This is a genomic window from Rhodococcus sp. IEGM 1302 (assembly GCF_030056935.1).
Lineage (GTDB): Bacteria > Actinomycetota > Actinomycetes > Mycobacteriales > Mycobacteriaceae > Rhodococcus_F > Rhodococcus_F qingshengii.
In genome coordinates, this window is the sequence record NZ_JASHKY010000030.1 from 1 (window position 1) to 24,009 (window position 24,009).

Consider the following 24,009-nt stretch of genomic DNA (forward strand, 5'->3'; position numbering starts at 1 on the left):
TGTTCGAGGAGCTCGAAGATACCGCCGCCGTCGTCGTTGGCGACGACGATGGTGAGGTCGCTCGGCCTCGGCTCACCGGTCCCGATCAGCAGCCCGGAAGCGTCGTGCAGGAATGTCAGGTCGCCCATGAGAGCGACGGTCCGGCCGCCCTCGTACGCCAACGCGGCGCCCACCGCCGCCGAGACGGTGCCGTCGATACCTGCGACGCCGCGATTCGACAGCACCCGTACGGCGGGCTTGGGGTAGCTCACGAGTGCCGCGTCGCGAACAGGGTTGGATGCGCCGAGCAGAAGCTGGTCGCCGTCCGCGAGAGCATCCATCACAGCAGCGGCCACGTGCAGGCCGGTGGCCTTGGGGTGGGCGTCGAGTTGCTTGCGGACGGCAGTTTCGGCGTGTTCGGTCAGCGCGGCGCATCGAGCGATCCAGGCGGGATCGGGAGTCCCGGTGACCACTGCCCTGGTTCCGGTGGCGAGTACGTTGCCGGATACGTCCGGCCAGCGCGGCCCGGTAGTCAGCGCGTAGACGTCGACGCCCGGGTCGGCCAGCACCTTCGAGACCTGACGATGCAACGTCGGGCGGCCGGTGATGATCGCCTGCTTGGGCTTGAGTTGCGAGAGCGCGAGTGGATGCAGTGCGATCCCGTGCATCGGAGCCGTCGGCTCGGCCACCGTCGGCAGGCCGGCCAGCTCAGGCCGAAGCGCACTACCGTGTCCGGAAATGACCACCGTATCTGCGGTGAGATCCAGATCGACGGGAACGTCGAGCGTCGCATTCTGGGTGGTGGTCCAGGCCGCACCGCCGGGACGGCCCTCCGGGACCGGTCCCTGCACGTGCACGTCCGGCACCAGCGGCTCACGAAGTGGAATGTCGAAGTGCACCGGACCCGCGTTTCCGGATCGGGTTCCGCGGGCAGCGGCGAGGACCCGGCAGACCGCCGAGCGCCACTGGCTGTTCTGCGTCGAATCGTCCTCCGCCAGGCCCAGGCTGATGGTTGCGCGGACTTGACTGCCGAAGAGCCCGAGTTGCTCGACGGTCTGGTTGGCGCCGGTGCCGAGCATCTCGTACGGCCGGTTGGCGCTCAGGACCACCAGCGGCACTCGCGCGTAGTTGGCCTCGAGGACAGCGGGTCCGAGATTCGCGACGGCGGTCCCGGAAGTCATCACGATGGGGACCGGTCGTTTCCCGGCGATTGCCAGTCCGAGTGCCAGAAAGCCTGCTGTCCGCTCGTCGATCCGCATGTGCAGACGCAACCGGCCGTCGAGATCGGCAGCCTGGAGGGCAAATGCGAGGGGCGCGTTGCGAGAGCCTGGACACAGCACGACTTCACGCACGCCACCACGAACCAGTTCGTCGACGACGGCTGTGGCTTGTGCAGTGGACGGATTCACGCCTTCAAGAGTGTCAGATGTTCGGGCGCAAGCATGCCCAGGGGCGGGGACAGCGGCATTATGTGTGGGTGCGCACACTCTTCGATCCAGCCGAGCTCGAACCCCGTCGGTTCTATCAGTTACTCACCGCTTCGGTGGTCCCCCGGCCGATTGCCTGGGTGTCCACCCTGTCGGCGGACGGCGTCGGCAATCTGGCTCCGTACAGCTTTTTCACCGTGGCAAGTTCGGCGCCGCCGATCGTGCAGTTCACGTCGGTCGGACGCAAGGACAGTCTGCGCAACATCGAAGCGACCGGCGAATTCGTGATCAACCTGGCGACTGCCAGGCTTGCCGACGTGGTGAACCAGAGTTCCGCCTTCTACGACGCCGAGGCCGACGAGTTTCTCGAGTTGAACATCCGTAGCGAGCCGAGCGAGCGGGTTCGCCCCGTCCGGGTCGCCGACTCCCCGATCGCCATCGAATGCACGCTCCACCAGGTCGTCGAGGTCGGTAATTCATTTGTCGTGATGGGAAATGTGGTCGCGGTCGCAGTACGTCCCGAGGCTGTCGCCGACGACGGCCTACCGGACTTCGCGGCAATCGCACCGATGAGCCGACTTGGCCGAGCGCAGTGGGGTCTTCCTCCCGAAGTCGTCGAAAAGGACAGACCCACCACTCCACAGCGACCGTAAATCAGGTTAGGGTTACCTGATTAGGTACGAGTAACAGATAATCAGGGAGCAACCAGTCATGGCCAAGCGCGCCAAGTTCGTGAAACCGGCCTCACGCAGCATCGTGTCGGCGCAGGTCGTGGCGAACAAACGAATCAGCCCCAGCTTCATCCGGGTGACCATTGCCGGCGAAGAGCTGTCCACCATCGCTCCGATGGGTGCCGATCAGTGGTTCCGCATGTTCATCCCGCAGGTCGGCCAGAGTGAACTCCGGTTGCCGAGCGCGGCCAGCAATCTCTGGTATGCGCAGTACCTGTTGATGTCCAAGGACACGCGGCCCGTCGTGCGCAACTACACGATTCGCGCCTACCGTGCCGCCGGATCCGGTCTCTTCGGCGAGACCACGGAGATCGACATCGACTTCGCTTATCACGGCGACATCGGCCCGGCATCCGCGTGGGCGGACACCGCGTCGGCCGGCGACGAGGTCGCCCTGTTGGACGAAGGCTGCATCTACAACCCCACACCCGAGGCCAAGTGGCAACTGCTCGTCGGCGACGAGAGTGCACTTCCCGCGATCATCGGCATTCTGGAATCCGCACCCGCAGACCTGCGTGCCGAGGTCTTCGTCGAGATTCCGAACATCGAAGACAAGCAAGACATTCCGGAGTTGGCGAACGTCAACGTGCATTGGCTCGTTCGCGAGGACGAACACGCGACGCCGGGTGTTCTGACCCTCGAGATCGTCCGCGCCGCCGAACTGCCCGAGGGGCCGTCGTACACCTTTGTCGCCGGCGAACAGGCACTCACCACCGGGCTGCGTCGGCACCTCGTGAACGACCGGAAGTTCGCCAAAACCGACATCACCTTCACCGGCTTCTGGCGCCACGGACATTCGGCTCACTGACAAACGCACCGAACACGACGAGTGGCCCGGGAGAAACTCCCGGGCCACTCGTCGTTTTACGTTCGCTTATGCAGCGTGCTTCTGGATCACATCGCCCAGACGCGGCAGAGCTGCAGTCACATGCTTCTTCGCCGAACCGCGCAGCTTCGAGTACATCGACTTGACGACGGCCTTGTCGCTACCTTCGATACGCTCGTCCGTCACCTCGAGGAGGGAATCGGCAACCGCGTCACCGCGGGCGCTGATGAAATCGGCGAAGCTGCCTTCACCGGAAGCCGAGAATTCCTGCCAGTACGGCTCGAGCTTTGCCACGAAAGCCGGCAGAAGCGCGGTGACGGCGTCCGGCACGATGGACGGGCTCACCTTCTTGACCGCGCCGTAGCCACCCTTGAGAGCCAGCCCTGAGGCCCCCGACTTATCCGAAACCTCTGCGTCGATCAAGGTCTGCACGTCCGCGACGACCGCGGGAACCCGTGATTCCTCGAGCAGGGTTTCGTTCAGAGCTGCAACCACTTTCGATCCCTTCATTCTTCACTGATGTTCATCAGGTCGCGCCCGAGACTATACGAAATTCGGCTGGTCCCTACTGCCGAGTATCCGATGGCAGCGCCTGGCCCTCTCCAACCACCAGTCGCGCCGGTCCGCGGGCGCGGCCAGCGTCTCGAGCAGAACCGGATCAGGCTCGACGGCACCCACCGACAAAGCACCGTCGACAGCTGCCCCGGTGACCGCGACATCCCGGACGAACAGGCCGCCGGTACCGAGTCCGCAGGCAAACGGAAGGGTGGGCAAGGCTGCCGCGGCCGCCAGTCCCGCGGACATCCCCACAGCCGTGTCCAGAGCGCTCGAGACCACCACCGGCACCCCGTAGTCCGCCAGCTGCGCCGACAGCGCCACCACAGCACGCATTCCGCCCAGCGGCGGCACCTTCACGACGGCGACGTCCGCTCCCCCCGCTCGTACGACGCGCAGCGGGTCCTCGGCACGGCGAATGCTCTCATCGGCAGCGATCCGCACACCGGTCCCCGCGGCGCGGACCCTGACCAGTTCCTCGACGCTTGCACACGGCTGCTCGGCGTATTCGAGTTCACCGTCATCGGTGATCGCTCGCAAGGCCGTGATCGCCTCGTCCACGCTCCACCCGCCGTTGGCGTCGACGCGCACGTTCGGGATGTGCCGACGCACCTCGTTCACCCGGGCGACGTCCTGCGCCAGCGACTGTCCCTTCTCGGCGACCTTGACCTTGGCTGTCCGGGCCCCGGGGAAGCGCTCCAGCAATTCCGGAACGGCAGACGCGTCGATCGCCGGCACGGTCGCGTTGACGGGAACTGCGTCACGAAGCGCAGGCGGCGGACCCAGCCACGCCGCTTCGATACCCGCGAGCAGCCACTGCGACGCCTCGTCGTCGTCGTACTCGACGAACGGGGCGAATTCTCCCCACCCGGCCGGGCCGCGAACGAGCAGGGCCTCACGAGTCGTGATGCCGCGAAAGCGAACTCGCATCGGCAGCGCGAGCACCACGGCGTCCGCGATCAGATCGTCGAACGAGGGGAACATGTCAGGGCTGTCCCGGAAGCAGTTCGATCATGAGCGCCTCACCGTCGGCGAGGAGCTTGCCGTCGAGATCGGTCAGGCGCGCGCTGACAAAAGTCTTGCGACCCTCGACCCGATCCACCTGCCCCTCGATCACCAGTTGTTGATTGAGCGGAGTGATCGCGCGGTAATTGATGTGGAGGTAGCCGGTGCGGGAGATCGGACGGCCACCCGCGTGGACCGTCATCCCGAAGACGTCGTCGAACAGCAAGGGCAGGACACCGCCGTGAGCGGCGCCGTTACCGCCCAGGTGGTAGCGGCGGAAGACGCCGGTACTGCGGACTCCTTCGGTGTCGAACTTCTCGACCATCCACGGGAGCATGAGGAGGCTGCCGCGTCCGGGCAGTTGGATGTTCGAGCCTGCGGGCGACTTGCCTTCCGGGACCTCGTACGGAGTCAACCGATCGGCAAGCTCTTCGGCTTGCGTAGCGATGTCTGCGAGTACGTCGTCGGGAACATTGGTCGAGACGGCAAGGTCCTGCAACCTGCGCATCGCTTCGACGAAGCGGCCGAAGTCCGGACCTGCGGGAGTGTGCCGGAACCGTGGAAATCCGCCCCGCTTCTCACCGTCTGTGACGATCTCCGTGCCGTCTGCGGTTTGTTCGCTCATGACCTGCACGTTAGCGCGCCCGGGAACGTGTTCTACCTCAGGTATCCGTTAGACGCGCGAGCCGTGCCTCTATCGTGGCTCAGGTGACCTTCAACCCGCAGCTCTGGCGCCCTGTCCCCGGATTCGAGAACCTCACCGACATCACCTACCACCGGCATGTCAGCCAAGGCACCGTTCGCGTCGCCTTCGACCGACCGGAAGTGCGTAATGCGTTCCGCCCGCACACCGTCGACGAGTTGTACCGCGCGCTCGATCACGCCCGGATGACCTCCGACGTGGGAGCGGTGCTCCTGACCGGCAACGGACCGAGCGAGAAGGACGGCGGTTGGGCGTTCTGCTCCGGCGGAGACCAGCGCATCCGTGGTCGCAGCGGCTACCAGTACGCCGAAGGTGAAACGGCGGACACCGTCGACAAAGCACGCGCCGGGCGCCTGCACATCCTCGAGGTCCAGCGCTTGATCCGCTTCATGCCGAAGGTCGTGATCTGCCTGGTCAACGGCTGGGCTGCGGGCGGCGGCCACAGCCTGCACGTGGTGTGCGACCTGACGCTCGCCAGCCGCGAGCACGCACGGTTCAAGCAGACCGACGCCGACGTCGGAAGCTTCGACGGCGGCTACGGCAGCGCCTATCTGGCAAAGATGGTGGGCCAGAAGTTCGCTCGCGAGATCTTCTTCCTGGGTGAGACGTACACCGCCGAGGAAATGCATCAGATGGGCGCGGTCAACAAAGTTGTCGACCACGCTGAACTCGAAAACGTCGCGATCGACTGGGCCGGCAAGATCAACGGCAAGTCGCCGCAGGCACAGCGGATGCTCAAGTACGCGTTCAACCTGCAGGACGACGGGTTGGTCGGCCAGCAGCTGTTCGCCGGTGAGGCAACACGTTTGGCGTACATGACCGACGAGGCCGTCGAGGGTCGTGACTCGTTCCTCGAAAAGCGTGATCCCGACTGGTCACCATATCCCTGGTATTTCTGACACAGTAGGTGCGAGAGGGAGGTCGGACGTGGAGATTCTGAGCAGTCGGACGATATTGCGCCCGAGCGAGTACGAACGAACGCTGAGCTTCTACCGAGACACCCTCGGTCTGGCGATCGCTCGTGAATATCCCGGCGGCACAGTCTTCTTCGCCGGCCAAGGTCTGATCGAAGTCGCTGCGCACGGCGGCACCGGCGAGGGCGGCTTTCGCGGCGCGATCTGGCTGCAGGTCCGGGACCTCACTGCCGTTCAGACCGAACTGGTTCTCGCCGGGGTCAAGATCGCGCGCGAGGCAAGACAGGAACCGTGGGGTCTACACGAGATGTGGATCGCCGACCCGGACGGGACACCGATCGTGATGGTGCAGATCCCGGAGGACCATCCCATCCGACGCGATTCCCGGCCACCGTCCGCGTAGTCGAGACACCGCTGTAGCCGAGACACCGCTGTAGCCGAGCAATGACAGATGCCCGCCACGACTTTCGTGGCGGGCATCGTTCGGTTCTTCACAAAGATCAGTTGCGCGTGCTCAACGCCTGCGAGATCTGATCTGTCTGGGCCTGGCCCTCGAGCAGTTGGCGAACCAGCCACAGCCGCAGCACCTTTGCCACCGATGCGGCCAGGAAGAGAGCGGCACCGACCACTGTCAGGGCGAGGAAAACCACGGTGAGGATCTGGTACGACACCAGATCCCGCAGGTCCGAGAGCGTCAGCGAAGAGATGTAGACGACGAAGGCGCCGACCACTCCGACGACCATGAGCACCAGGCCCGCGATGCGCGTCGCCGCGTCGCCGCCTGCCTGCTTCTTGTCCAGCTTCAACTCTGCGATGTTCTTCTTGAATTCCTCACGGCGATCTTCGGCGAGAGTAGTCATCGTCATCCTCCTAGATAACTGGTAGAAAGTTCGTTTTCGATGTCGTGTGGATCGCCGGTCTTGACGACGCGTCCCTGCAACATCAGTGCGGCCGAGGTCGCGATGGGCAGCACCGCTCGCGCGAACTGCTCGGCGACGAGAATGGAAATGCCTTCGGCTGCAAGCGAGCCGACGACGTCGTACATCTGCGAGACGATTCGAGGTGCGAGACCCATCGACAGCTCGTCGAGCAGGAGCACCGTCGGGTGAGTGCCGAGTGCCCGTGACAGCGCCAGCATCTGCTGCTCACCACCGGACATCGATCCGGCCAACTGTCCGCGCCGCTCCCCCAGGATCGGGAACCTGCCGTACGCAACCTCTTCGAGTTCGGCCAGCCCGACGCCCGTTCCGGTGGCGATCCACAGGTTTTCCCGCACAGTGAGGTTGGCGAAGATCCCGCGTCCTTCGGGGATGGAGCAGACCCCCAACCGAGCCAACTCCGAAGGCTCGACTCCGTTCACGACCTGGCCCGCGAGCCGGAACTCGCCGCGGGTGACCGGAAGGACGCCCGAGCAGATCTTGAGCGTCGACGTCTTGCCGCCGCCGTTGGGTCCGAGCAGCGCCACCACGGCGCCCGGTTCCAGAATCAGGTCCACCCCGTGCAGAACTTCGATGGATCCGTAACCGGCGCGGACACCGGACAGTTCGAGCAACGGTTCGGCGCGGTCGGGGCTGCGTATACCCTCGTCGATTTTCGCCTCGCCGATTTTCGCTGAAGTCATACCGCCTCCTCCTCGGTCCCGATGTAGGCCGCGATCACTTCCGGATCCGTCCGGATCTTCTCCGGATCACCCGAGGCGAGGACTGCGCCGTAGTCGAGCACGTGGATGGTCGAGCACACTTTCATCACCAGCGGAATGTCGTGCTCCACCAGACAGATTCCGAGTCCACCCGCAGCAAGTTCGGTGAGCATCTCGGCAAAGACCTCGGTTTCCTGCTCGGTCTGACCCGAGGCCGGTTCGTCGAGCAGAAGCACTCGCGGGTCGGTCATGAGGGCTCGTGCAACTTCGACGACGCGAGCCCGTCCGGTGGGGATGTCCGCGACGTCCTTGTCCGCGACATCCGTGAGCCCGGTCAGCTCCAGCAGGCGATCGGTCTCGCCGTCCACGTCGATCTTGTTGCGGCCGTTCGCCTTGTGGATGTCTCCCGCGACGCGCAGGTTGTCTCGCACCGACAGCGAGACGAACAGTTCGAGCCGCTGGAAGGTACGTGCCAGCCCGCGCCCCGCCCGCTTGTGCGGCGGCAGCTTCGTCACGTCGACGCCACCGAGGAACACCTGACCGGAGGTGGGTTTCTGCAGCCCGGTGATGGTGTTGAAGAGCGTCGTCTTGCCGGCACCGTTCGGTCCGATGAGTCCTGTCACCGTTCCGGGTTGCACGGTGAGCGAAACGTCCTTGACCGCGACGTGTCCACCGAAACGAACGCTCACACCGCGCGTTTCGAGAAGTGGTGTATCAGACATGGACGGTCAACTCCTTCGGCGAGCCACCCTGGTACTGAGGAATCCCCAGTTCGCGGTCGATCTCGTCACGGATCTCGGGGCTGTAAGGGACATCGATCCCGATGTCCTCGGGAACGACTGTCGCTTTGGCGGCCAGTTCCTCCGGAGTGAGAACCGCGCTGGGCATGACCATCTCACCGATCACCGGCAGCATGAACACCACCGCGATCGTGATGGACGCGAACCACCAGTTGCCGAGTACACCGGTCAGAGCGAGGACGTAGGTCAGCAGAACGACTGCGGCGCCGCCGATCAGAACAGGCTTGGCACCGGCGAGCCGTCGGTAGCCCTCGATCACGCTGTGGACCGTTCCGCTGGGGTTCGCGCCGACGCCGATGCCGATCAGTGCCGGGCTGACTGCCGCGATGTTGCCGAAGAGCAGCCACATTCCCTCCAACTCCGGTTGCGCCGAAGCCAGATTGGTGAACGAGACCATGATGACCGCAAACCCGATTCCAGCCATCAGTCCACCGAACAGGGCGCCGGTGACGTATCCGATACCCGCGACGACGGTCAGCATGAGCAGCGAGAGGCTGACCATGATGGCAAAGCTCTCGCCCGAGACGGACCCCATGGCGCTCGACATCAGAATGCCGCCGAGACCGGCGATCCCCGAAGAGATCATGAAGACGCTGAGCTTGAGCCGAACCAGGCTCTGTCCGAGCATGGCCGAACCGGCCGGGCTGTCCTTCATCGCTGCGAGTCGGCGCCCGTAGCCGCTGTTACGCAACGCGATGACGCCGACGCCGAGTATCGAGAACAGCGCGGTCACGGTCATCAGGAACACCGTCTCGTTGCTCAGATCGAGCGGACCGATCTTCAGCGGAGGGAGGGCGATGTTCCCGTCCTTGAACAGCGAGTACTTCATGCCGAACATCTCGTGTTCGGTGGTGTCGCGAAGGACCATGTTGGAGAGGAACACTCCGAAGGCCATGGTTGCCAGCGCGAGATACAGCCCTCTGAGCCGCAGCGCCGGCAGGGCGACGAGGCCACCGATCACGGCGGTGACGAGGACTCCGACGACGATGCCCCACAGGTTGAGGTGCGCAGCCAACCCGGAACCGGAGATCCCGAAGTGGAAGGCCACGATGGTAGCGATAGCGCCGAAAGACACCGGCGCCAAGTTCAATTCACCCGCGTAACCGGTGAGGAGTGTGAGCGAGAGCGCGATGATCGCGAACGTCATTCCGATGGTCAGTGTGGTGACGGCGGAGGTCACCATCAGCAGACGGATCAGGTAGACGATGACGATCAGGGCCACGCCCCAGACGACGGCCTTGCGCACGCTCGGCACGTGGTAACGCTCGCGAGTACGGGTGACCGCTCCACGCAACCGGTCCTGTGGGAGCACGATCAGCACCACGAACAGCGCGATCATCGGCAGGGAGACACGGAAATTCGACGTCCAACTCCAACTCGTCGGGAAGTACGCCAATACGTACGTACCGGCAAGCCCGAGAACCACGGCGCCGACGAACGTGCGCGGAATGCTGCGCAACCGGCCGAACATGGCCGCGGCAAACGCGTCGATCACCAAGAGTGTCAACATGTTCGCCTCGAGTGTGCCGCCACTGATCGGGGTGATCAGGATGCCGGCCAGGACTGCGAGCGTCGAACCCATCGCCCAGGACAGGGCCGCAAGACGCTCCGGATTGTGGCCGTTGAGGCGCAACAGTTCCGGATCGTCGACGACGCCGCGCATCGCGACACCGGCGCGGGTGCGCGTGAACAGGATGCGCAGGCCGACGGCGATGGCGATCGCAACGAGGATGCAGATCAACTCGTGGTAGCGGATGCTCGCGCCGAACACCGTGATCTTGGACTGGTCGCCGAAGAACATCTGCATCGTCCGAGCGGTCTCGGGGTGCCAGAACCAGTGCGAGATCGAGAGCATTCCGAGCAGGATCGAGACCGTCACAACGATTTTGGTGACCTCGGCGGTATCGCGCAGACCCTTCATGATCAGGACGTAGAGGCCGAGGCCCATCAGTGGCCCGACCAGGACGAGTGAAATCAGCAAGGCGACGAAAGTGGGAAGTTCCCAGCCGTAGCGCAACTGCCAGTAGATGAACGCACCGAGCATTGCCTGTGCACCGTGCGCGAAGTTGAAGATGCCTGACGTGTTGTACGTGAGTACCAGCCCGGAGGCGGCGATCGCGTACACCGACCCCAGGACCAGGCCCAGGATCGTGAAAGTGACAAAAGTGTTCATGGCTGAACCCTCGTTAGGGACTCGGGCGGCGGTTGGCGCTCGCCGCCCGAGTCGGAAGAATCAGGACTGCGGCTTGATGACGTTGGCGTTCTGGTACTTCGTCGACACGCGGTCAGCGCCGAGTTCGGTTCCCCAGGTGCTCTTGTCGGTCGCGACGAGGTACTTGGGGTCACACTTGAATTCGCCCGCGGTGGACGGGAACGCCTGCGCGTAGGTACTGCCCTTCAGCGAGGTCATGAGTCCGCAGGTGGCCGGCATGTTCTTGCCGGGATCGGTGACGGCGTGCAATCCGCCGCCGTCCCACTCGTGAATGTTCGAGAGTTCGTTCACCATGCACTGACGCGTCAGATCGCTACCGCACTCGTCCGCGGCGGCCGCCCACAGCAGGAACGACGACGCCGCCTGCATACCGAGGAGCGCGGTCTTGCCACCCTGCTCGGAGACCAGATCCACGTACTTCTTCACTGCGGGCACCTTGTCCGCGTTCTCGAGCATCTGGAAGGTCATGCCCGCGTTGAGGTTGTCGAGCAGTCCGGTGTCCTTGTTCCAATCGGAGACGGTCGCGCCGTACCAGGTGGCTTCACCGAAGAAGATGGGATCGATCCCGACCTGGTCGAGGGCCTTCACGAAGTTCAGCTCCGACGGGCTTGCCGATCGTGACGTCCAGATCCCCTTCGCGCCGCACTCCTTGTACTTCTCGGCGAACGGCACATAGCTCGATTCCCCCTCGTAGTTGAGGGTGACGCCGCAATCCTTGAGCTTGAAACCCGCAGCCTCGGCGATCGAGCGAATCTTCGTGGTGGAGCTGATGATCGTGGGCATCGTGCTGTTGACGACGTCGAAGTCGTTCACCAGATCGGGGTGCATCTCGGCCATCTGGAACCACTGCGAACCGTTCGCGTAGTCGACCGGGAACGGGACACCCTGGAATGTCATCGGTCCGTTGGCTGCGTCGGGTGACACGGTGAAGCCTGGCACGGACACCAGGTTGCACGCGACACGCGTCTGCTCGGCGGTCTGATCCATCGCGAAGCCGTAGCCGACCATCATGAACTGGCTCGCGCACGCTTCCTGCATGACCGAGTTGGCCTGCGTCATCGCGGCGTCGTAGTCGGTTCCGACGACCTTGCGGCCGTTGATGCCGCCCTGATCGTTGCACCAAGAGATGAGCGCGTTCACCGCATCGCTCATTTCCTTGTTCAGCCCAGGAGACTTCACATAACCGCGGTCGTCACCGAACCCGATCTTGATCTCGGTGTCGCTGACGCCTTGATCGGTTGCGCCGGTGGCATCGCCTTCACCGCAGGGCGAATCGAGGGTGCCGAACTTCGCGTCGGATGTGCTCGACGCAAGGTCGGCGCTGACGCCGGGTCCGCCGACAGCGACGGCGTAGGGATCGTCACCACGATTCGATGCGCAGGCTGACGCCAGAACGGCGGTCGCGGCGAGTGCCACGATCAGCTTCGTGGACTTGTTGGGCTTCACGGTCGGAGCTCTCCTTCTCACTGACAGACACCGAGAAACAGGGGTGAAACCCCTGTTCCGGTGCGCTCGGTGCCCGTAGGTAATCAGCGTTTAAAACGGTCCGAATGTGCCTTCCCGGTGAGTGAGACCAAAAAGTGAGGTCCCACACAGGGTTCCGATTTCGTGGCGCTGAACACATCGCGAACGGCAGCGCCGCAGCCCACGCGCGGGGACGTACTCCGCGGAGCCCCTGTTCGCATCCCGTTCGCTGTACTTTTACGCGTTCGATACGCACAATTCACGTTGTGACCGCAGAGCTCGTAATCCTCCTGGTGGTAGTTGTCACCGCCCTCGCGTTCGATTTCACGAATGGTTTTCACGACACCGGTAACGCAATGGCCACCTCCATCGCGACCGGAGCACTCAAGCCCAAAGTTGCGGTCACACTTTCCGCGATCCTGAACCTGGTCGGTGCGTTCCTGTCCGTCGAGGTCGCTGCGACCGTGGCCAAAGGCGTCGTCAACCTCGGCGCGGTCAGTGGGCAGGATCTGCTGCTGATCGTCTTCGCCGGTCTCGTCGGCGGAATCATCTGGAATCTGGCGACCTGGCTGCTCGGATTGCCGTCGAGCTCCTCACACGCACTGTTCGGCGGATTGATCGGCGCCGCAATCGCCTCCATCGGTATGGGCGGCGTCGAGTGGGGTGGAGTTCTGACCAAGGTCGTCGTCCCCGCGATCCTCGCGCCGGTCGTCGCGGCCCTGGTCGCAGGCGTCGGTACCAAGCTCGTGTACCGAATCACCGCATCCGTCAAGGAAGACGAGCGTGAGCGCGGTTTCCGTTTCGGCCAGATCGGCACCGCCTCGCTGATCTCACTTGCGCACGGCACCAATGACGCCCAGAAGACTATGGGCGTCATCTTTTTGGCCCTGGTCGCTCACGGCACCATCACCGCCGAGACCGAGATGCCGTTCTGGGTGAAGTTCACCTGTGCCGTCGCGATCGCTCTCGGCACCTACCTGGGCGGTTGGCGCATCATCCGCACCCTGGGCAAGGGCCTTGTCGAGATCGCCGCGCCGCAGGGTCTGGCAGCCGAAGCGTCGTCCGCCGCCATCATTCTCACGTCGAGCCACCTCGGACTCCCCCTCTCGACCACCCACGTCGCCACCGGATCGATCCTCGGTACCGGCATCGGGCGCAAGGGCGCCGAGGTCCGCTGGGGCGTCGCAGGCCGGATGGCCGCCGCCTGGTTGATCACCTTGCCGTCGGCTGCAGTGGTCGGCGCCATCTGCTGGGCACTCGCGCATCTGATCGGCGGCCTGGCCGGCGTGCTCGTCGTCTTCGCTGCCCTCATCGCGTTCGCGATCTTCATGTACCTGCGTTCGCGTAAGGAACCCGTAGACGCCGCCAACGTGACCGCCGAATGGGACGAGAATCCGGATGCGACGGCTCGCGAGATTCCGACTGCTGATCCCACTCCGTCCACCGAACCCACTCGCAACTCCTGAAAGGGGCGCAAGAGAATGCATCTACTCACCGATACCCTCGATTCGCTCTGGCAGGTAGTGGCAGTCGGACTGCTCTTCGGAGCCGGACTGCCGGCGATCTTCGCCTTCGGCCTCAAGTCGCTGAGTCTGCCGAACGCCGACGGCACCGAAGGACCGTCCACCCTGGGTAAAATGGGTGCGTACCTCTGTTTTGCGGTCGTGCTCGTCACGATCTTCGCCGGAATTCTGTTGTTGATGAAGAACTTCTTGGCCAGCACGTTCGGAATCCACGTCTTCTGAGTGGTCGTCGCGGCGCACCACTGAAACCACCGAAACGAAAATGAGGCCGAGGATTTGAGCAAGTATTCATTGCGCAGCGTGCTCGACTGGCTGCGTGCCGGGTATCCCGAGGGCATCCCGGACAAGGATCATTTTGCGCTGCTCGCCGTTCTCCGTCGTCGTCTGACCGACGAGGAGATCGAGCAGGTCGTTTCGATGTCCATCGAGTCGGCACACGAAGTGCCGGACCGCCACGTCGACTACGACACCATCCGCGCCATCATCGAGGGAATCCTCAACGAGGAGCCGTCCGAGGACGACGTCGATCGTGTCACCGAAAGGCTGCGCGCAGGTGGGTGGCCGGTCATCGAAGACGTGGACACCGACAACGAAGTTCGAGACGTGAGCTGACGTCATGGCCCTTCCGCCCTTCCTCACGTCGATAGTCGGCTGGTTGCGGGCCGGCTATCCCAATGGCGTCCCCGAGCAGGACTACATCCCACTTTTCGCGCTCCTCACTCGCAGACTCTCCGAAACCGAGGTCGACGCCGTCGCCGACGCGTTGATCGAGGACGGCGATCTGCCCATCGAGAAGACCGACATCCAGGTCCTCATCACGAAGATCACCAACGAGATGCCACTCGAAACCGACGTCGACCGCGTACGAAGCCATCTGGCTGCCGGTGGTTGGCCGCTGGCTGGACCGGACGTCCGGTGAACGTTCTTCGCACACTGGCCGTTCCACCGGGTGAGGCGGTCTTCGAGGTACTGCCTGCCATCGCGCAGATCCTGGACGGCGTGCACGACGCCGTGCTTCCCGTCCCGGCGGCCGACGCACGCGAGACGGCCCGACTGAGCGACGCTCTGTACCCCGATCAGCCCATCGACGACGGAATCTCGCTGGTGGTCGCCACGTCGGGGACCACCGGAACCCCGAAGGGCGCGATGCTCACCGCGAGCGCACTGCGAGCCAGCGGCGACGCGACCCATGAACGCCTCGGCGGCACCGGATCCTGGTTGCTGGTTCTCCCCCCGCACCACATCGCCGGGATGCAAGTTCTGTTGCGCAGTGTCCTCGCCGGAACACAACCGGTGATCGTCGACGTCAGTGCGGGTTTCGACCCTGCCGCATTGCCGGGCGCTGTCGCCGCGATGAGCGGACCGCGCCGCTACACCTCGTTGGTGCCGACGCAGTTGGTCAAGGCACTCGGTGATCGCTCCGCGGTCGAGGCTCTGGCTTCGCTCGACGCGGTTCTGCTCGGCGGCGCTGCTACTCCCGCACCGGTACTCGCGCAGGCGACCGAAGCGGGCATCACCGTCGTCCGCACCTACGGGATGAGCGAAACGTCCGGCGGTTGCGTCTACGACGGAATCCCGTTGTCCGGAGCACAGATTCGTATCGACGACGGGCGAGTACTGCTGGGCGGACCGATGCTCGCGTCCGGGTACCGCGGGCTTCCCGACCACCCCGCTTTCGCCGAACCCGGATGGTTCCGGACCGACGACGCCGGAGCTGTGGTCGACGGGGTCCTGCGCATCAGCGGCCGGTTGGACGAGGCAATCTCCACCGGTGGGCTGACCGTCGTACCGCAGGTGGTCGAGGCCGCGCTGGCCGATCACCCCGCCGTTCGCGAGTGCGCGGTGATCGGCATCGAGGACCCGCGGCTGGGGCAGCGGGTGGTGGCCGTCGTCGTACCCGAGGGCGAAGCTCCGACGCTCGACGAACTACGCGCACATGCTCAGCGGACACTCGACGTCACCGCAGCGCCGCGGGAACTCTTCGTCCTGGACGCACTCCCCCTGCGCGGACCGGGCAAGCTCGACCGCGCCGCCCTGGTGGCTCGGTTCAGCTAGCAGCCGCAGCACCGACCTCGCGCGCTGTGCAAGTAACCGCAAGTTCCACGCAAGGTCCATGCAAGATCGGTCTGCCAAGCTTCATCCCATGAACCACACAGCTTCGCCTCTTGCCATCGAGGCCGACGGACTCGTCAAGAAGTTCGGCGAGCACCGCGCGGTCGACGGCGTCAGCCTCACCGTCCCCACCGGCTCGGTGTTCGGCGTCCTCGGGCCGAACGGCGCCGGCAAGACCACCACCGTCCGCATGCTCGCCACTCTCCTTCGCCCCGACGGCGGTGAGGCGCGCATCTTCGGCCACGACGTCAGCCGTGAACCCACCGCGGTCCGATCCCTGATCGGCGTCACCGGTCAGTACGCCTCCGTCGACGAGGATCTGACCGCGACCGAGAACCTCGTGATCTTCTCCCGGTTGCTCGGCCTGAGCCGCCGCGATGCGCGCACCAAGTCCCTGGAACTCCTCGAGGAGTTCGATCTGGTCGAGGCCGCGACCAAACCGCTGAAGAACTTCTCCGGTGGCATGCGTCGACGCCTGGATCTGGCGGCAAGCCTGATCGCGCGCCCGCCGCTGCTGTTTCTCGACGAGCCCACCACCGGCCTCGATCCGCGCACCCGCGCCCAGATGTGGGTGACCATCCGGCGACTCGTCGCCGAGGGTTCGACGGTGTTGCTCACCACGCAGTACCTCGACGAAGCCGATCAACTGGCCGATCGCATCGCGGTGATCGACCGCGGCCGCGTGATCGCCAACGGCACCGCCGACGAACTCAAGGCTTCGGTCGGGATCTCCTCGCTCCAACTCAAGCTCGTCGATCGTGATCGCACCGAGGAGGCTCGCTCGCTCATCGCCGCTGCGCTGAGCGTCGAGGTGGGAGTCACTCCCGAGGTCGGGCGGATCACCGCCCCGCTGAGCGACCCGTCGATCACGGCGGACCTGTTGATCCGTCTGCGTGAGCAAGGTATCGCCGTCGACGAGATCAACGTACAGAAACCCAGCCTGGACGAAGTGTTCCTGACCATCACCGGGCACCAGCCCGAAGACGGTGGACGCAACGACGCCCAGTCCGACAACGACTCCGATCGGAGCGTCGCATGACAACCACCCTCACCAAACCCCGGTCGCCGATAGCCCAGCCGGATGCCGCACCCCGCCGCATCAGCCTGCAGCAGAGCTTCGCGAACACGTTCACGATGGCGTACCGCGGAATTCTCAAGATCAAGCACAACCCCGAGCAACTGTTCGACGTCGTCATCCAGCCGATCATCTTCACGTTGATGTTCACCTACATCTTCGGTGGCGCGATCGCCGGTGACGTGACGGCATATCTGCCGACGATCATCCCCGGCATCCTCGTCCAGACCGTCATCACCGGTTCCATCGTCACGGGCACGCAGCTTCGTGAGGACATGGACAAGGGCGTGTTCGACCGCTTCAAGTCCCTTCCCATCGCTCGTATCGCCCCGCTGTCCGGTGCATTGCTCGCCGACGTCGTGCGCTACGGCATCGCCACGACCATCACGTTCATCGTCGGTTTCGCGATGGGTTACCGCCCCGCAGGCGGCGTGGTCGGCATTCTGTCTGCCGCGATCCTGGTCATGGTGTGCGCCTTCTCCATCAGCTGGATCTTCGCTCTCATGGGCGTGCTGATGAACAAAGCGTCCACGGTGCAGGGTGTTTCGATGCTCGTGCTGTTCCCGCTGACGTTCCTGTCGAATGCGTTCGTCGATCCTGCCACCATGCCGAGTTGGCTTCAGAAGTTCGTGAACGTCAATCCGGTCTCACACCTGGTGACCGCGGTTCGCGAGTTGGCCAACGACGGCCACTTCGGTATCCACGTCGTGTGGTCGCTGGTGGGCGCCGCGGTGATCGTCGCCGTCATGGCACCTTTGACCGTGCGGATGTACATGCGCAAGACATAAGTCCCGCACCATCGTCCAGACCTAATCCAGCACCGGTCCGCGAAGCGCAGCCAACACTGCTTCGCGGACCGCTCTGCGTGAGTAACCCGATACCTTCTCGGTTTCCACAGACCACCTGTCGGCTCCGACCAGACCAACCGCGAAGTCGGAGAGGCGCGCATGATGGAGCGAGACGAAGTCTTGTCTCCCCGGCATTTTCAACGACAAAGCCATCAGTTCGACTCCGCGTTCGATGTTGCCCGTGACAAGATCGAACGACCCGATCGCCGACGCCAACGAACCCGCGAGCGGCAGGTCCGCGTAACCGTTGGGATCGAGCTTGAGAGCACTCGACTCCTTCATCTGCAGAACGCGGCCCGCCACCAGTTCGTGCCGGCCGTGAACTGCGTGAGCGCACACAGCCGCGGCACCGAGCAGAACGACGAAGGGATCACCGAAGATGTTCTCGATCGCAGAACCCAACAGCTCCAGCGCTTCTCGATACCGAGCCAAGCCCTCGTCGATACGGCCGTCCGCGAGATCCGCCTCGGCGATACTCGCTGTGAGCGCCGCGCGCCGTTGATCGGTTTCGATGGCCCCGGTCCCACCCGAATGCGCCAATGCCGGACGTGCACGATCGAGAAGCACCCGACCACCAGCGGTGTCACCGGCCGCGATCATTGCTCCGGCTTGAAAGCAGATGAGCTGCATCGCCTCGTCACGCGCACCGAGGCGTTCCATCGACGCCGCCGCGATCGCGTAGAACTCGATGGCCTCGCCATAGCGGGCGGATTGGCTGTGAACCGACCCGACATGTTGGGCCGCCATCGCCAGACCCCACTCGTCACCGATGCTGGTGGCGTAGTCGAACAGAGTCTCCCCGTCCAGCAACGCACCGCGCAGATCTCCGATGTTCTCCCGCATGTTCGAACGCGCGGACAGCGCCGCCATTCGGGTCTCGGGATCGGAACTGCGAACGCCTTCGGCCACCAACCGCGCAAGTTTGTGGTTGGCGATCCCACTCGTGGTCAGCTTGATCAGAAATGCGAACAACGGACCGAGATCATCGCGCTCACGCAACAGCTTTCGAAGTCGGATCCGCGCACGGGCATGGTTTCGATCGGCCTCTCCGAAGAAGAGATGCATCGCCACCAGGATGAACGTAGCGCCCACCAGTTCTGCATTCACGTCGCGCAGATCGTTGTCCGCGGTCGCCCCGACGATCTTCGACGCCCAGTTCGAGATTTCCGAGTTCGATCCTCGTACGGCCCACAGAATCGCAAGGACGGGGAAGACGTTGGCTACGGTCACCGCGTCGCCGCGTTCCACGGCCCAGCGAAGTACAGCCAGAAGGTTGTCGTGCTCGGCGTCGAGGTCGGCAATCAGACGGAGCTGATCCGTCCGTGCACGCACGACGGCATCCTCGGCGATCGCAATCGCCCAGTCGTCGAGGCGCCGAATCACTTCCGGTCCCTCCCCGGACGCGGCGAGTTGCTCCTCGCCGTATTCACGGACAGTCTCGAGCATGTAGTACCGAAGATCTCCCTGCCCGTCGCTGACGGAAAGAAGTGACTGATTCACCAGCGCTTCGACGGCACTTGCCACATCGGTCAACTCGCCCCACCCGGCAACGGCCTGCGCCGAAGAAAGGGTGAAGCCGGCCGGGAATCGGCACAATCGACGCAACGCAATCTGATCCCCGCTGCCCAACAGATTCCAGCTCCAGTCGATCACCGCGTGCAGGGTGCGATGCCGATCCGGAGACGTCGGATCATCGGAGCGCAACAACGCGAACCTGTCTCGCAGTCTCGAACCGATTTCGTCGACGCTCATGGTGCGGACCCGCGCGGCAGCGAGCTCGATCGCCAGCGGGAGTCCGTCGAGCGTCGTACACAGCTTGACTACCGCGTCGACGTCCAGATGAACAGACGGCCGCACCGCACGGGCTCTCGCCGAGAAGAGTTCGACTGCCGAGCCGGTTCCGTCTTCGATCGCCAACGGCGGCAACGGGTACACCGCCTCGGCACTGATCATGAGCGGAGAACGACTGGTGGTCAGAACCGTCAGCTGACGACCGGCCGCGATCATCTCGGCCGCGATCTCCGAACACGCGCCGATCACGTGCTCACAATTGTCGAGGATGAGCAACATCGGACCGGCGGACAGCGCCTCTTTGAGTCGCTCTCTCGCCGAATGCGTTCGGCCGACGGTCAATTTGCCTGGCGCCAGATCGGATTCGCTGATTCCGAGGGTGCCTCCGATGGCCGCGATGACATCTTCGCTGCTGCGCAACGACGCCAACTCCACGAGGACCACCGAGACGCCCGGCTGGTTCACGGATCCGCGCAGGCCCAATTCGTGTGCGAGACGGGTCTTTCCGGCGCCACCAGGTCCGAGAATGGTGACGACGCGCGAGCGGGCGAGCAAGGATTCGATCTGGTCGATGTCGTTGTCGCGACCGAGCAAGGTGTTGGGGGCAGCGCGCAGACCGATCGCACGGGCGGACCGCGGTGTAGCCGCAGGTGCCCCGAGAAGTTCCGCGTTGAGAGTCACCAGTGCGGGTGACGGATCAGCGCCCAGGCGATTGGCGAGGTGGTTGCGGAACTCCGCGAACACTTCGAGTGCCTCGTTGACTCGGCCTGCTCCGGCGAGCGCACGCATCAACGCCTCGGCCGCTGTGTCGTCGAATGGGCTCGCCAGATGGCGTCCGCGCACCAGGGGAATGGCTGCCGCGTACTCCCCCAATGTGAGCAACGCGTCGATCTGCGCCGTCTCCAGTTCGTCGTACACCCGGCCTGCGTCGAGCGCCAGACGATCTGCAACGTCGCCGACGACGTCACTCCCGGGGGTACCGCGCCACAGGCGCAATGACGCGGTCGTGACGGCGAGCGCTTCGGACGCGTCGGCGCCGACGGTGCGCAGACCACGGGCGGCGTCCGCTGCCCTGGCCAGGTCGACACGCTCCCGAGCGAGAGTGAGCCGGTATCCGGCCGCCGTGACTTCGAGGGCCCCGTCCGGGAGTGCAGATCGCAGGCGCGAGACCTGAGTGTGGAGGGCGTTCATCGGTGAGCGCGGCGGCTCCAGCCCCCAGACGTCGTCGATCAGGCTCTGCGCGGTACGTGGCTCACCCGGATTGCGAGCCAGCGCAACCAGCAGAGTTCGAGCTCGCGGACCCGGCAACGGAACCAGACGACCGCCCACTTTGGTCGAAACGGGTCCGAGCAAGGCAATGTCTGCCAGGTCTTCGCCCGACTGCGCGTACCTGGCGCGCTCACTCACGTCTCGAGTCATGTGCTGATCCACCGCGTTCGATCGTATTGCACAGTGCAAAGATCGTTGTATGGCAACAGCTGCTCAATGGATCGAAGGCGCGAGGCCGCGCACACTCCCGAACGCGATTGCGCCCGTGCTGGTCGGCACCGGAGCCGCGGCGTCCCTGGACCTCGCAGTGTGGTGGAAGGCGCTCCTGGCACTGATCGTCTCCTTGGCCTTGATCGTCGGGGTGAATTTCGCGAACGACTACTCCGACGGAATCCGCGGAACGGACGACGACCGCGTCGGGCCACTGCGCTTGGTCGGATCGAAGTTGGTCAGTCCCGGAGCCGTGAAGGCCGCGGCGATCAGCTGCTTCACCGTTGCCGCGGTAGCCGGGTTCGTTCTGGCGGCGACCACAGCCTGGTGGCTGGTTGCGGTCGGCGTGTTCTGCATCATCGGTGCCTGGTTCTACACCGGCGGCAAGAAGCCGTACGGATACAGCGGGTTCGGCGAGATCGCCGTGTTCATCTTCTTCGGACTGATTGCAGTGCTGGGAACTCAGTTCGTACAGGCCGAACGGGTGGATCTGGCCGGGCTGGCCGGCGCGATCGCCATCGGCTCGTTCTCGAGCGCGGTGCTCGTTGCCAACAATCTTCGAGACATCCCGACCGACACCGAGTCCGGAAAGATCACTCTCGCAGTCCGGCTCGGCGACGCCAAGACCCGCACACTGCACGTGATCCTGCTGGCCGTCCCGTTCGTCGCGACCCTGCTGCTGATCCTGCGCACTCCGTGGGCATTGCTCGGATTGCTGGCGTTGCCACTGGCAATCCGAGCCAACGCCCCACTGCGTTCGGGCGGGCAGGGTATGGCCCTGATCCCCGCGTTGCGCGACACCGGACTCGCCATGCTCGTCTGGGGTGCCGCGACCGCAGTTGCGCTCAGTCTCGCCTGAAAGTCGACGGACTCAACGGTTGTCCGGGACGAACGCGCTGAGCAGGAAGTTCACGATCGAGATGATCAGCGCGCCCCAGACTGCCGTCCAGAAGCCGTCGACCGTCAAGCCGTAGGACGTTCCAGACGAGATCCACGCCGTCAGCATCAGCATGAGGGCGTTGATCACGAGCGTGAACAATCCGAGAGTCAGGATGAGCAGCGGTAGCGAGAGAAGCTGCACTACCGGCTTGATGAACGCGTTGACCACCGTGAAGATCAAAGCGATCACCGCGATCACGAGAACCGTGCCCCAGGTGCCGTTGTCGTGGTTGGCGATCGTGATGCCGGTGACCCACGCCGACGCCAGCCAGATGGCTATGCCGTTGATGATGAGACGTGCCAGAAATGTCATGTCTGAATGCTGGCACATCCCGCCCCGTGCATGCGGAGCCGTGCCGAATCTAGGCGGCGCGATTCATCTTCGCTTCCAAGCGCTCACGGATCACCGACATCGTGACCTGCGTTTCGAGGGCCTGACGGGTAGGCCCGTCGGCGACACGCAGGATGCCGAGCAGGATGTGTTCGGCGCCGATGCGATTGTCCTTGTGCGCGAGCGCTTCACGGAGCGAGAGTTCCAACACCTTCTTGGAGTCCTTCTCGAATCGTGAACGAGGGAACCCGAATCGGCTCTTGCGAGAAGTGTCGACGCCGTCCGGCACAGGAGTCTCGTCCAGCACACCTTCGCCGAAGGACTGCTCGAGACTCTCCCGAACCGCATCGAGATCGATGCCGATCGACTTGAGTATCTCGGCGTCGTCGTCGAAATTGTTGGAGCTACCTTCGTTCGATCCGGCGCCGGCGTGGCGGATCACGTCGAGCGTGACACCAGACTCGGTGAGCACCTCGGTGGCGATGCCCCGATCAGAGGTGATCAGCGCGGTCAGAAGTTCCATCGGCGTGACAGGACCGGAGCCGGCGACAGCATCGACAACGACGCCTCGAGCCTGTGCGGAGAACCTTTCGAACATGGCAATTACCTGCCCTTCTCGCGCAGTGAACGCAGCATCGATTCCGACTGCGCGGACGCGTATTTCTTGTGGACGGCTTGACGGCTGACCTCGAGAGCTTCCGCGATCGCCTGCCAGGACCATCCGTGACGGCGCGCATTGGCGACCTGAATGGCCTCGAGTTTTTCGAGAAGACGACGCAGCGCTCGAACAGCACGCAATCCCTCGGTGGGATCCGGGCTACCGGCGGCAGCAGCGAGAGAGGTTGCTTCGGTCATGATGTCAATTTAGGTTGACAACCGGAATCTGTCAACCAAAATTGACAGGCGCGCCTAGTATCCGGCGACGGCCCCGTTCACTGCCACCTGCAAGTCAGCCTGCACAGTTCGGGCGATATCCATCGGCTTGTCCGGAAGTTCGGTCACCGGCATTCCGACAAAGACACTCGCAGCCTTGACGTCGCCGGCCACCGGACCGTAATTGATGCCGATCGACACCAGGGCCGGTGAGCATCCCAACTTCTCGGCGCGCGCGACGATGTGGCCGATTCCGCTGTTGACGTGCTGCAACCGCGTCGGATCTTCGGTGTTGCACGTCCCTTCCGGGAAAATCGCCAGACAGTCCCCGTTGCCCAGCCGCTCGGCCGCGACGTCCATCATCACTCGGCCGGCATCCGAAACAGCCCGGAGGCCGTAGTTCTTGCTGCGAAAAACCGGGATGCTGCCCATCATGTCGACCTTCTTGCGCTGTGAAGGATCAACGAAGAGTTCGTCTTTGGCGAGGACCCGGGTCCGTCCGATCACTCGACGCAACGGAGTACGCCACGCGGTCGCGGCGAGCGTGAACTGGTCGCTCTCGGTCAGATGATTGACTGCCACGACCAACTGCGTCTTACGTTCCAGGAGAGTCTTCAGCGCAGCTTCCGCACCCGGCGCGTACCTCACTCGCGGGCGGTACTTCAGCGCCAATGCGGCATAAGCGAACTTCGCCACGAATCGGTTCTGCTGATGACTGCGGTAGTACTCGTACACAGCCTCGTAATTGTCGAGTGAAACTTCAGGATTGCCCATGATCCGCCC

General features: G+C 64.1%; 26 protein-coding genes. 12 read left to right on the forward strand and 14 right to left on the reverse strand.

Annotated features, from left to right (window positions below):
- The coding region (menD, locus tag QM609_RS25460; RefSeq protein ID WP_283337599.1) for a 2-succinyl-5-enolpyruvyl-6-hydroxy-3-cyclohexene-1-carboxylic-acid synthase at positions 1–1,388 on the reverse strand (1,388 nt) is incomplete at its 3' end.
- Between the two features lie 68 nt (positions 1,389–1,456).
- Between menD and QM609_RS25465 the strand changes: the two genes are divergently transcribed.
- Positions 1,457–2,059 (forward strand): flavin reductase family protein, encoded by a 603-nt coding sequence (locus QM609_RS25465; RefSeq protein ID WP_054187848.1) that lies wholly within the window; start codon positions 1,457–1,459, stop codon positions 2,057–2,059.
- A gap of 58 nt (positions 2,060–2,117) precedes the next feature.
- The gene (locus QM609_RS25470) at positions 2,118–2,945 is read left to right on the forward strand and encodes a siderophore-interacting protein (RefSeq protein ID WP_076948849.1); all 828 of its coding nucleotides are present in this window, start codon (positions 2,118–2,120) and stop codon (positions 2,943–2,945) included.
- 66 nt (positions 2,946–3,011) lie between these two features.
- Here QM609_RS25470 and QM609_RS25475 read toward each other — a convergent pair whose 3' ends face one another.
- From QM609_RS25475 to QM609_RS25485, 3 genes are read right to left on the reverse strand one after another with little or no spacing between them, the layout of a single operon-like run.
- Positions 3,012–3,458, reverse strand: coding sequence for a DUF6918 family protein (locus QM609_RS25475; RefSeq protein WP_003941973.1), 447 nt, complete (start codon positions 3,456–3,458; stop codon positions 3,012–3,014).
- A 48-nt stretch (positions 3,459–3,506) separates the two neighbouring features.
- On the reverse strand, positions 3,507–4,502 hold the full coding sequence (locus QM609_RS25480; RefSeq protein WP_054187820.1) for an o-succinylbenzoate synthase: 996 nt from the start codon (positions 4,500–4,502) through the stop codon (positions 3,507–3,509).
- Position 4,503: 1 nt separating this feature from the next.
- Positions 4,504–5,148 carry a PaaI family thioesterase gene (locus QM609_RS25485; protein ID WP_037129937.1) on the reverse strand — a complete coding sequence of 215 codons (645 nt, stop codon included), beginning with the start codon at positions 5,146–5,148 and terminating at the stop codon, positions 4,504–4,506.
- Between the two features lie 83 nt (positions 5,149–5,231).
- Here QM609_RS25485 and QM609_RS25490 point away from each other — a divergent pair, with 83 nt between their 5' ends.
- Together QM609_RS25490 and QM609_RS25495 are read left to right on the forward strand one after the other, a co-directional pair.
- Positions 5,232–6,125, forward strand: coding sequence for a 1,4-dihydroxy-2-naphthoyl-CoA synthase (locus QM609_RS25490; protein WP_024487301.1), 894 nt, complete (start codon positions 5,232–5,234; stop codon positions 6,123–6,125).
- Between the two features lie 28 nt (positions 6,126–6,153).
- Positions 6,154–6,543 carry a VOC family protein gene (locus QM609_RS25495; protein WP_003941917.1) on the forward strand — a complete coding sequence of 130 codons (390 nt, stop codon included), beginning with the start codon at positions 6,154–6,156 and terminating at the stop codon, positions 6,541–6,543.
- Between the two features lie 97 nt (positions 6,544–6,640).
- On the opposite strand, the gene QM609_RS25500 is transcribed toward QM609_RS25495, so the two are convergent.
- Genes QM609_RS25500 through QM609_RS25520 form a run of 5 tightly spaced genes read right to left on the reverse strand, consistent with a single transcriptional unit; the run spans position 6,641 to position 12,237 of the window.
- Positions 6,641–7,000 carry a hypothetical protein gene (locus QM609_RS25500; RefSeq protein ID WP_003942018.1) on the reverse strand — a complete coding sequence of 120 codons (360 nt, stop codon included), beginning with the start codon at positions 6,998–7,000 and terminating at the stop codon, positions 6,641–6,643.
- 2 nt (positions 7,001–7,002) lie between these two features.
- A complete protein-coding gene (locus QM609_RS25505; protein WP_003941866.1) occupies positions 7,003–7,761 on the reverse strand; it encodes an ABC transporter ATP-binding protein in 759 nt (252 codons plus the stop codon).
- Complete coding sequence (locus QM609_RS25510; protein ID WP_003942056.1) at positions 7,758–8,501, reverse strand: ABC transporter ATP-binding protein; 744 nt, start codon at positions 8,499–8,501, stop codon at positions 7,758–7,760. The genes QM609_RS25505 and QM609_RS25510 overlap by 4 nt, the downstream gene beginning before the upstream one ends.
- Entirely contained in the window at positions 8,494–10,752 is a 2,259-nt protein-coding gene (locus QM609_RS25515) for an ABC transporter permease (protein WP_003941895.1), read from the reverse strand. Before QM609_RS25515 ends, QM609_RS25510 begins: the two co-directional genes overlap by 8 nt.
- A 60-nt stretch (positions 10,753–10,812) precedes the next feature.
- Positions 10,813–12,237 (reverse strand): ABC transporter substrate-binding protein, encoded by a 1,425-nt coding sequence (locus QM609_RS25520; RefSeq protein WP_003942040.1) that lies wholly within the window; start codon positions 12,235–12,237, stop codon positions 10,813–10,815.
- Positions 12,238–12,521: 284 nt separating this feature from the next.
- Between QM609_RS25520 and QM609_RS25525 the strand changes: the two genes are divergently transcribed.
- From QM609_RS25525 to QM609_RS25555, 7 genes are all read left to right on the forward strand, one after another.
- Entirely contained in the window at positions 12,522–13,721 is a 1,200-nt protein-coding gene (locus QM609_RS25525) for an inorganic phosphate transporter (RefSeq protein ID WP_007728486.1), read from the forward strand.
- A gap of 15 nt (positions 13,722–13,736) precedes the next feature.
- Complete coding sequence (locus QM609_RS25530) at positions 13,737–14,000, forward strand: hypothetical protein (protein WP_003942079.1); 264 nt, start codon at positions 13,737–13,739, stop codon at positions 13,998–14,000.
- Between the two features lie 54 nt (positions 14,001–14,054).
- Positions 14,055–14,390: a DUF3349 domain-containing protein gene (locus QM609_RS25535; protein WP_003941853.1), complete on the forward strand. Its 336-nt coding sequence runs from the start codon at positions 14,055–14,057 to the stop codon at positions 14,388–14,390.
- Between the two features lie 4 nt (positions 14,391–14,394).
- The gene (locus QM609_RS25540) at positions 14,395–14,697 is read left to right on the forward strand and encodes a DUF3349 domain-containing protein (RefSeq protein ID WP_003941976.1); all 303 of its coding nucleotides are present in this window, start codon (positions 14,395–14,397) and stop codon (positions 14,695–14,697) included.
- Entirely contained in the window at positions 14,694–15,833 is a 1,140-nt protein-coding gene (gene menE, locus QM609_RS25545) for an o-succinylbenzoate--CoA ligase (RefSeq protein WP_076948856.1), read from the forward strand. The genes QM609_RS25540 and menE overlap by 4 nt, the downstream gene beginning before the upstream one ends.
- A gap of 88 nt (positions 15,834–15,921) precedes the next feature.
- A complete protein-coding gene (locus QM609_RS25550) occupies positions 15,922–16,929 on the forward strand; it encodes a daunorubicin resistance protein DrrA family ABC transporter ATP-binding protein (RefSeq protein WP_003941960.1) in 1,008 nt (335 codons plus the stop codon).
- The gene (locus QM609_RS25555) at positions 16,926–17,753 is read left to right on the forward strand and encodes an ABC transporter permease (RefSeq protein ID WP_003941848.1); all 828 of its coding nucleotides are present in this window, start codon (positions 16,926–16,928) and stop codon (positions 17,751–17,753) included. Before QM609_RS25550 ends, QM609_RS25555 begins: the two co-directional genes overlap by 4 nt.
- 21 nt (positions 17,754–17,774) lie before the next feature.
- Here QM609_RS25555 and QM609_RS25560 read toward each other — a convergent pair whose 3' ends face one another.
- Positions 17,775–21,023, reverse strand: coding sequence for an AfsR/SARP family transcriptional regulator (locus QM609_RS25560; protein WP_228232518.1), 3,249 nt, complete (start codon positions 21,021–21,023; stop codon positions 17,775–17,777).
- A gap of 49 nt (positions 21,024–21,072) precedes the next feature.
- Here QM609_RS25560 and QM609_RS25565 point away from each other — a divergent pair, with 49 nt between their 5' ends.
- Positions 21,073–21,942 carry a 1,4-dihydroxy-2-naphthoate polyprenyltransferase gene (locus QM609_RS25565; protein ID WP_019744341.1) on the forward strand — a complete coding sequence of 290 codons (870 nt, stop codon included), beginning with the start codon at positions 21,073–21,075 and terminating at the stop codon, positions 21,940–21,942.
- Between the two features lie 12 nt (positions 21,943–21,954).
- Here the strand turns inward: QM609_RS25565 and QM609_RS25570 are convergent, their stop codons facing one another.
- From QM609_RS25570 to QM609_RS25585, 4 genes are read right to left on the reverse strand one after another with little or no spacing between them, the layout of a single operon-like run.
- Entirely contained in the window at positions 21,955–22,335 is a 381-nt protein-coding gene (locus tag QM609_RS25570) for a phage holin family protein (protein WP_003941998.1), read from the reverse strand.
- 49 nt (positions 22,336–22,384) lie between these two features.
- Positions 22,385–22,951 carry a Clp protease N-terminal domain-containing protein gene (locus QM609_RS25575; RefSeq protein WP_042453051.1) on the reverse strand — a complete coding sequence of 189 codons (567 nt, stop codon included), beginning with the start codon at positions 22,949–22,951 and terminating at the stop codon, positions 22,385–22,387.
- A 5-nt stretch (positions 22,952–22,956) separates the two neighbouring features.
- Positions 22,957–23,208, reverse strand: a complete 252-nt coding sequence (locus tag QM609_RS25580) for a helix-turn-helix domain-containing protein (RefSeq protein ID WP_003941869.1) — start codon at positions 23,206–23,208, stop codon at positions 22,957–22,959.
- Positions 23,209–23,262: 54 nt separating this feature from the next.
- Positions 23,263–24,000 carry a lysophospholipid acyltransferase family protein gene (locus tag QM609_RS25585; protein ID WP_064113981.1) on the reverse strand — a complete coding sequence of 246 codons (738 nt, stop codon included), beginning with the start codon at positions 23,998–24,000 and terminating at the stop codon, positions 23,263–23,265.
- Positions 24,001–24,009: the final 9 nt, after the last annotated feature.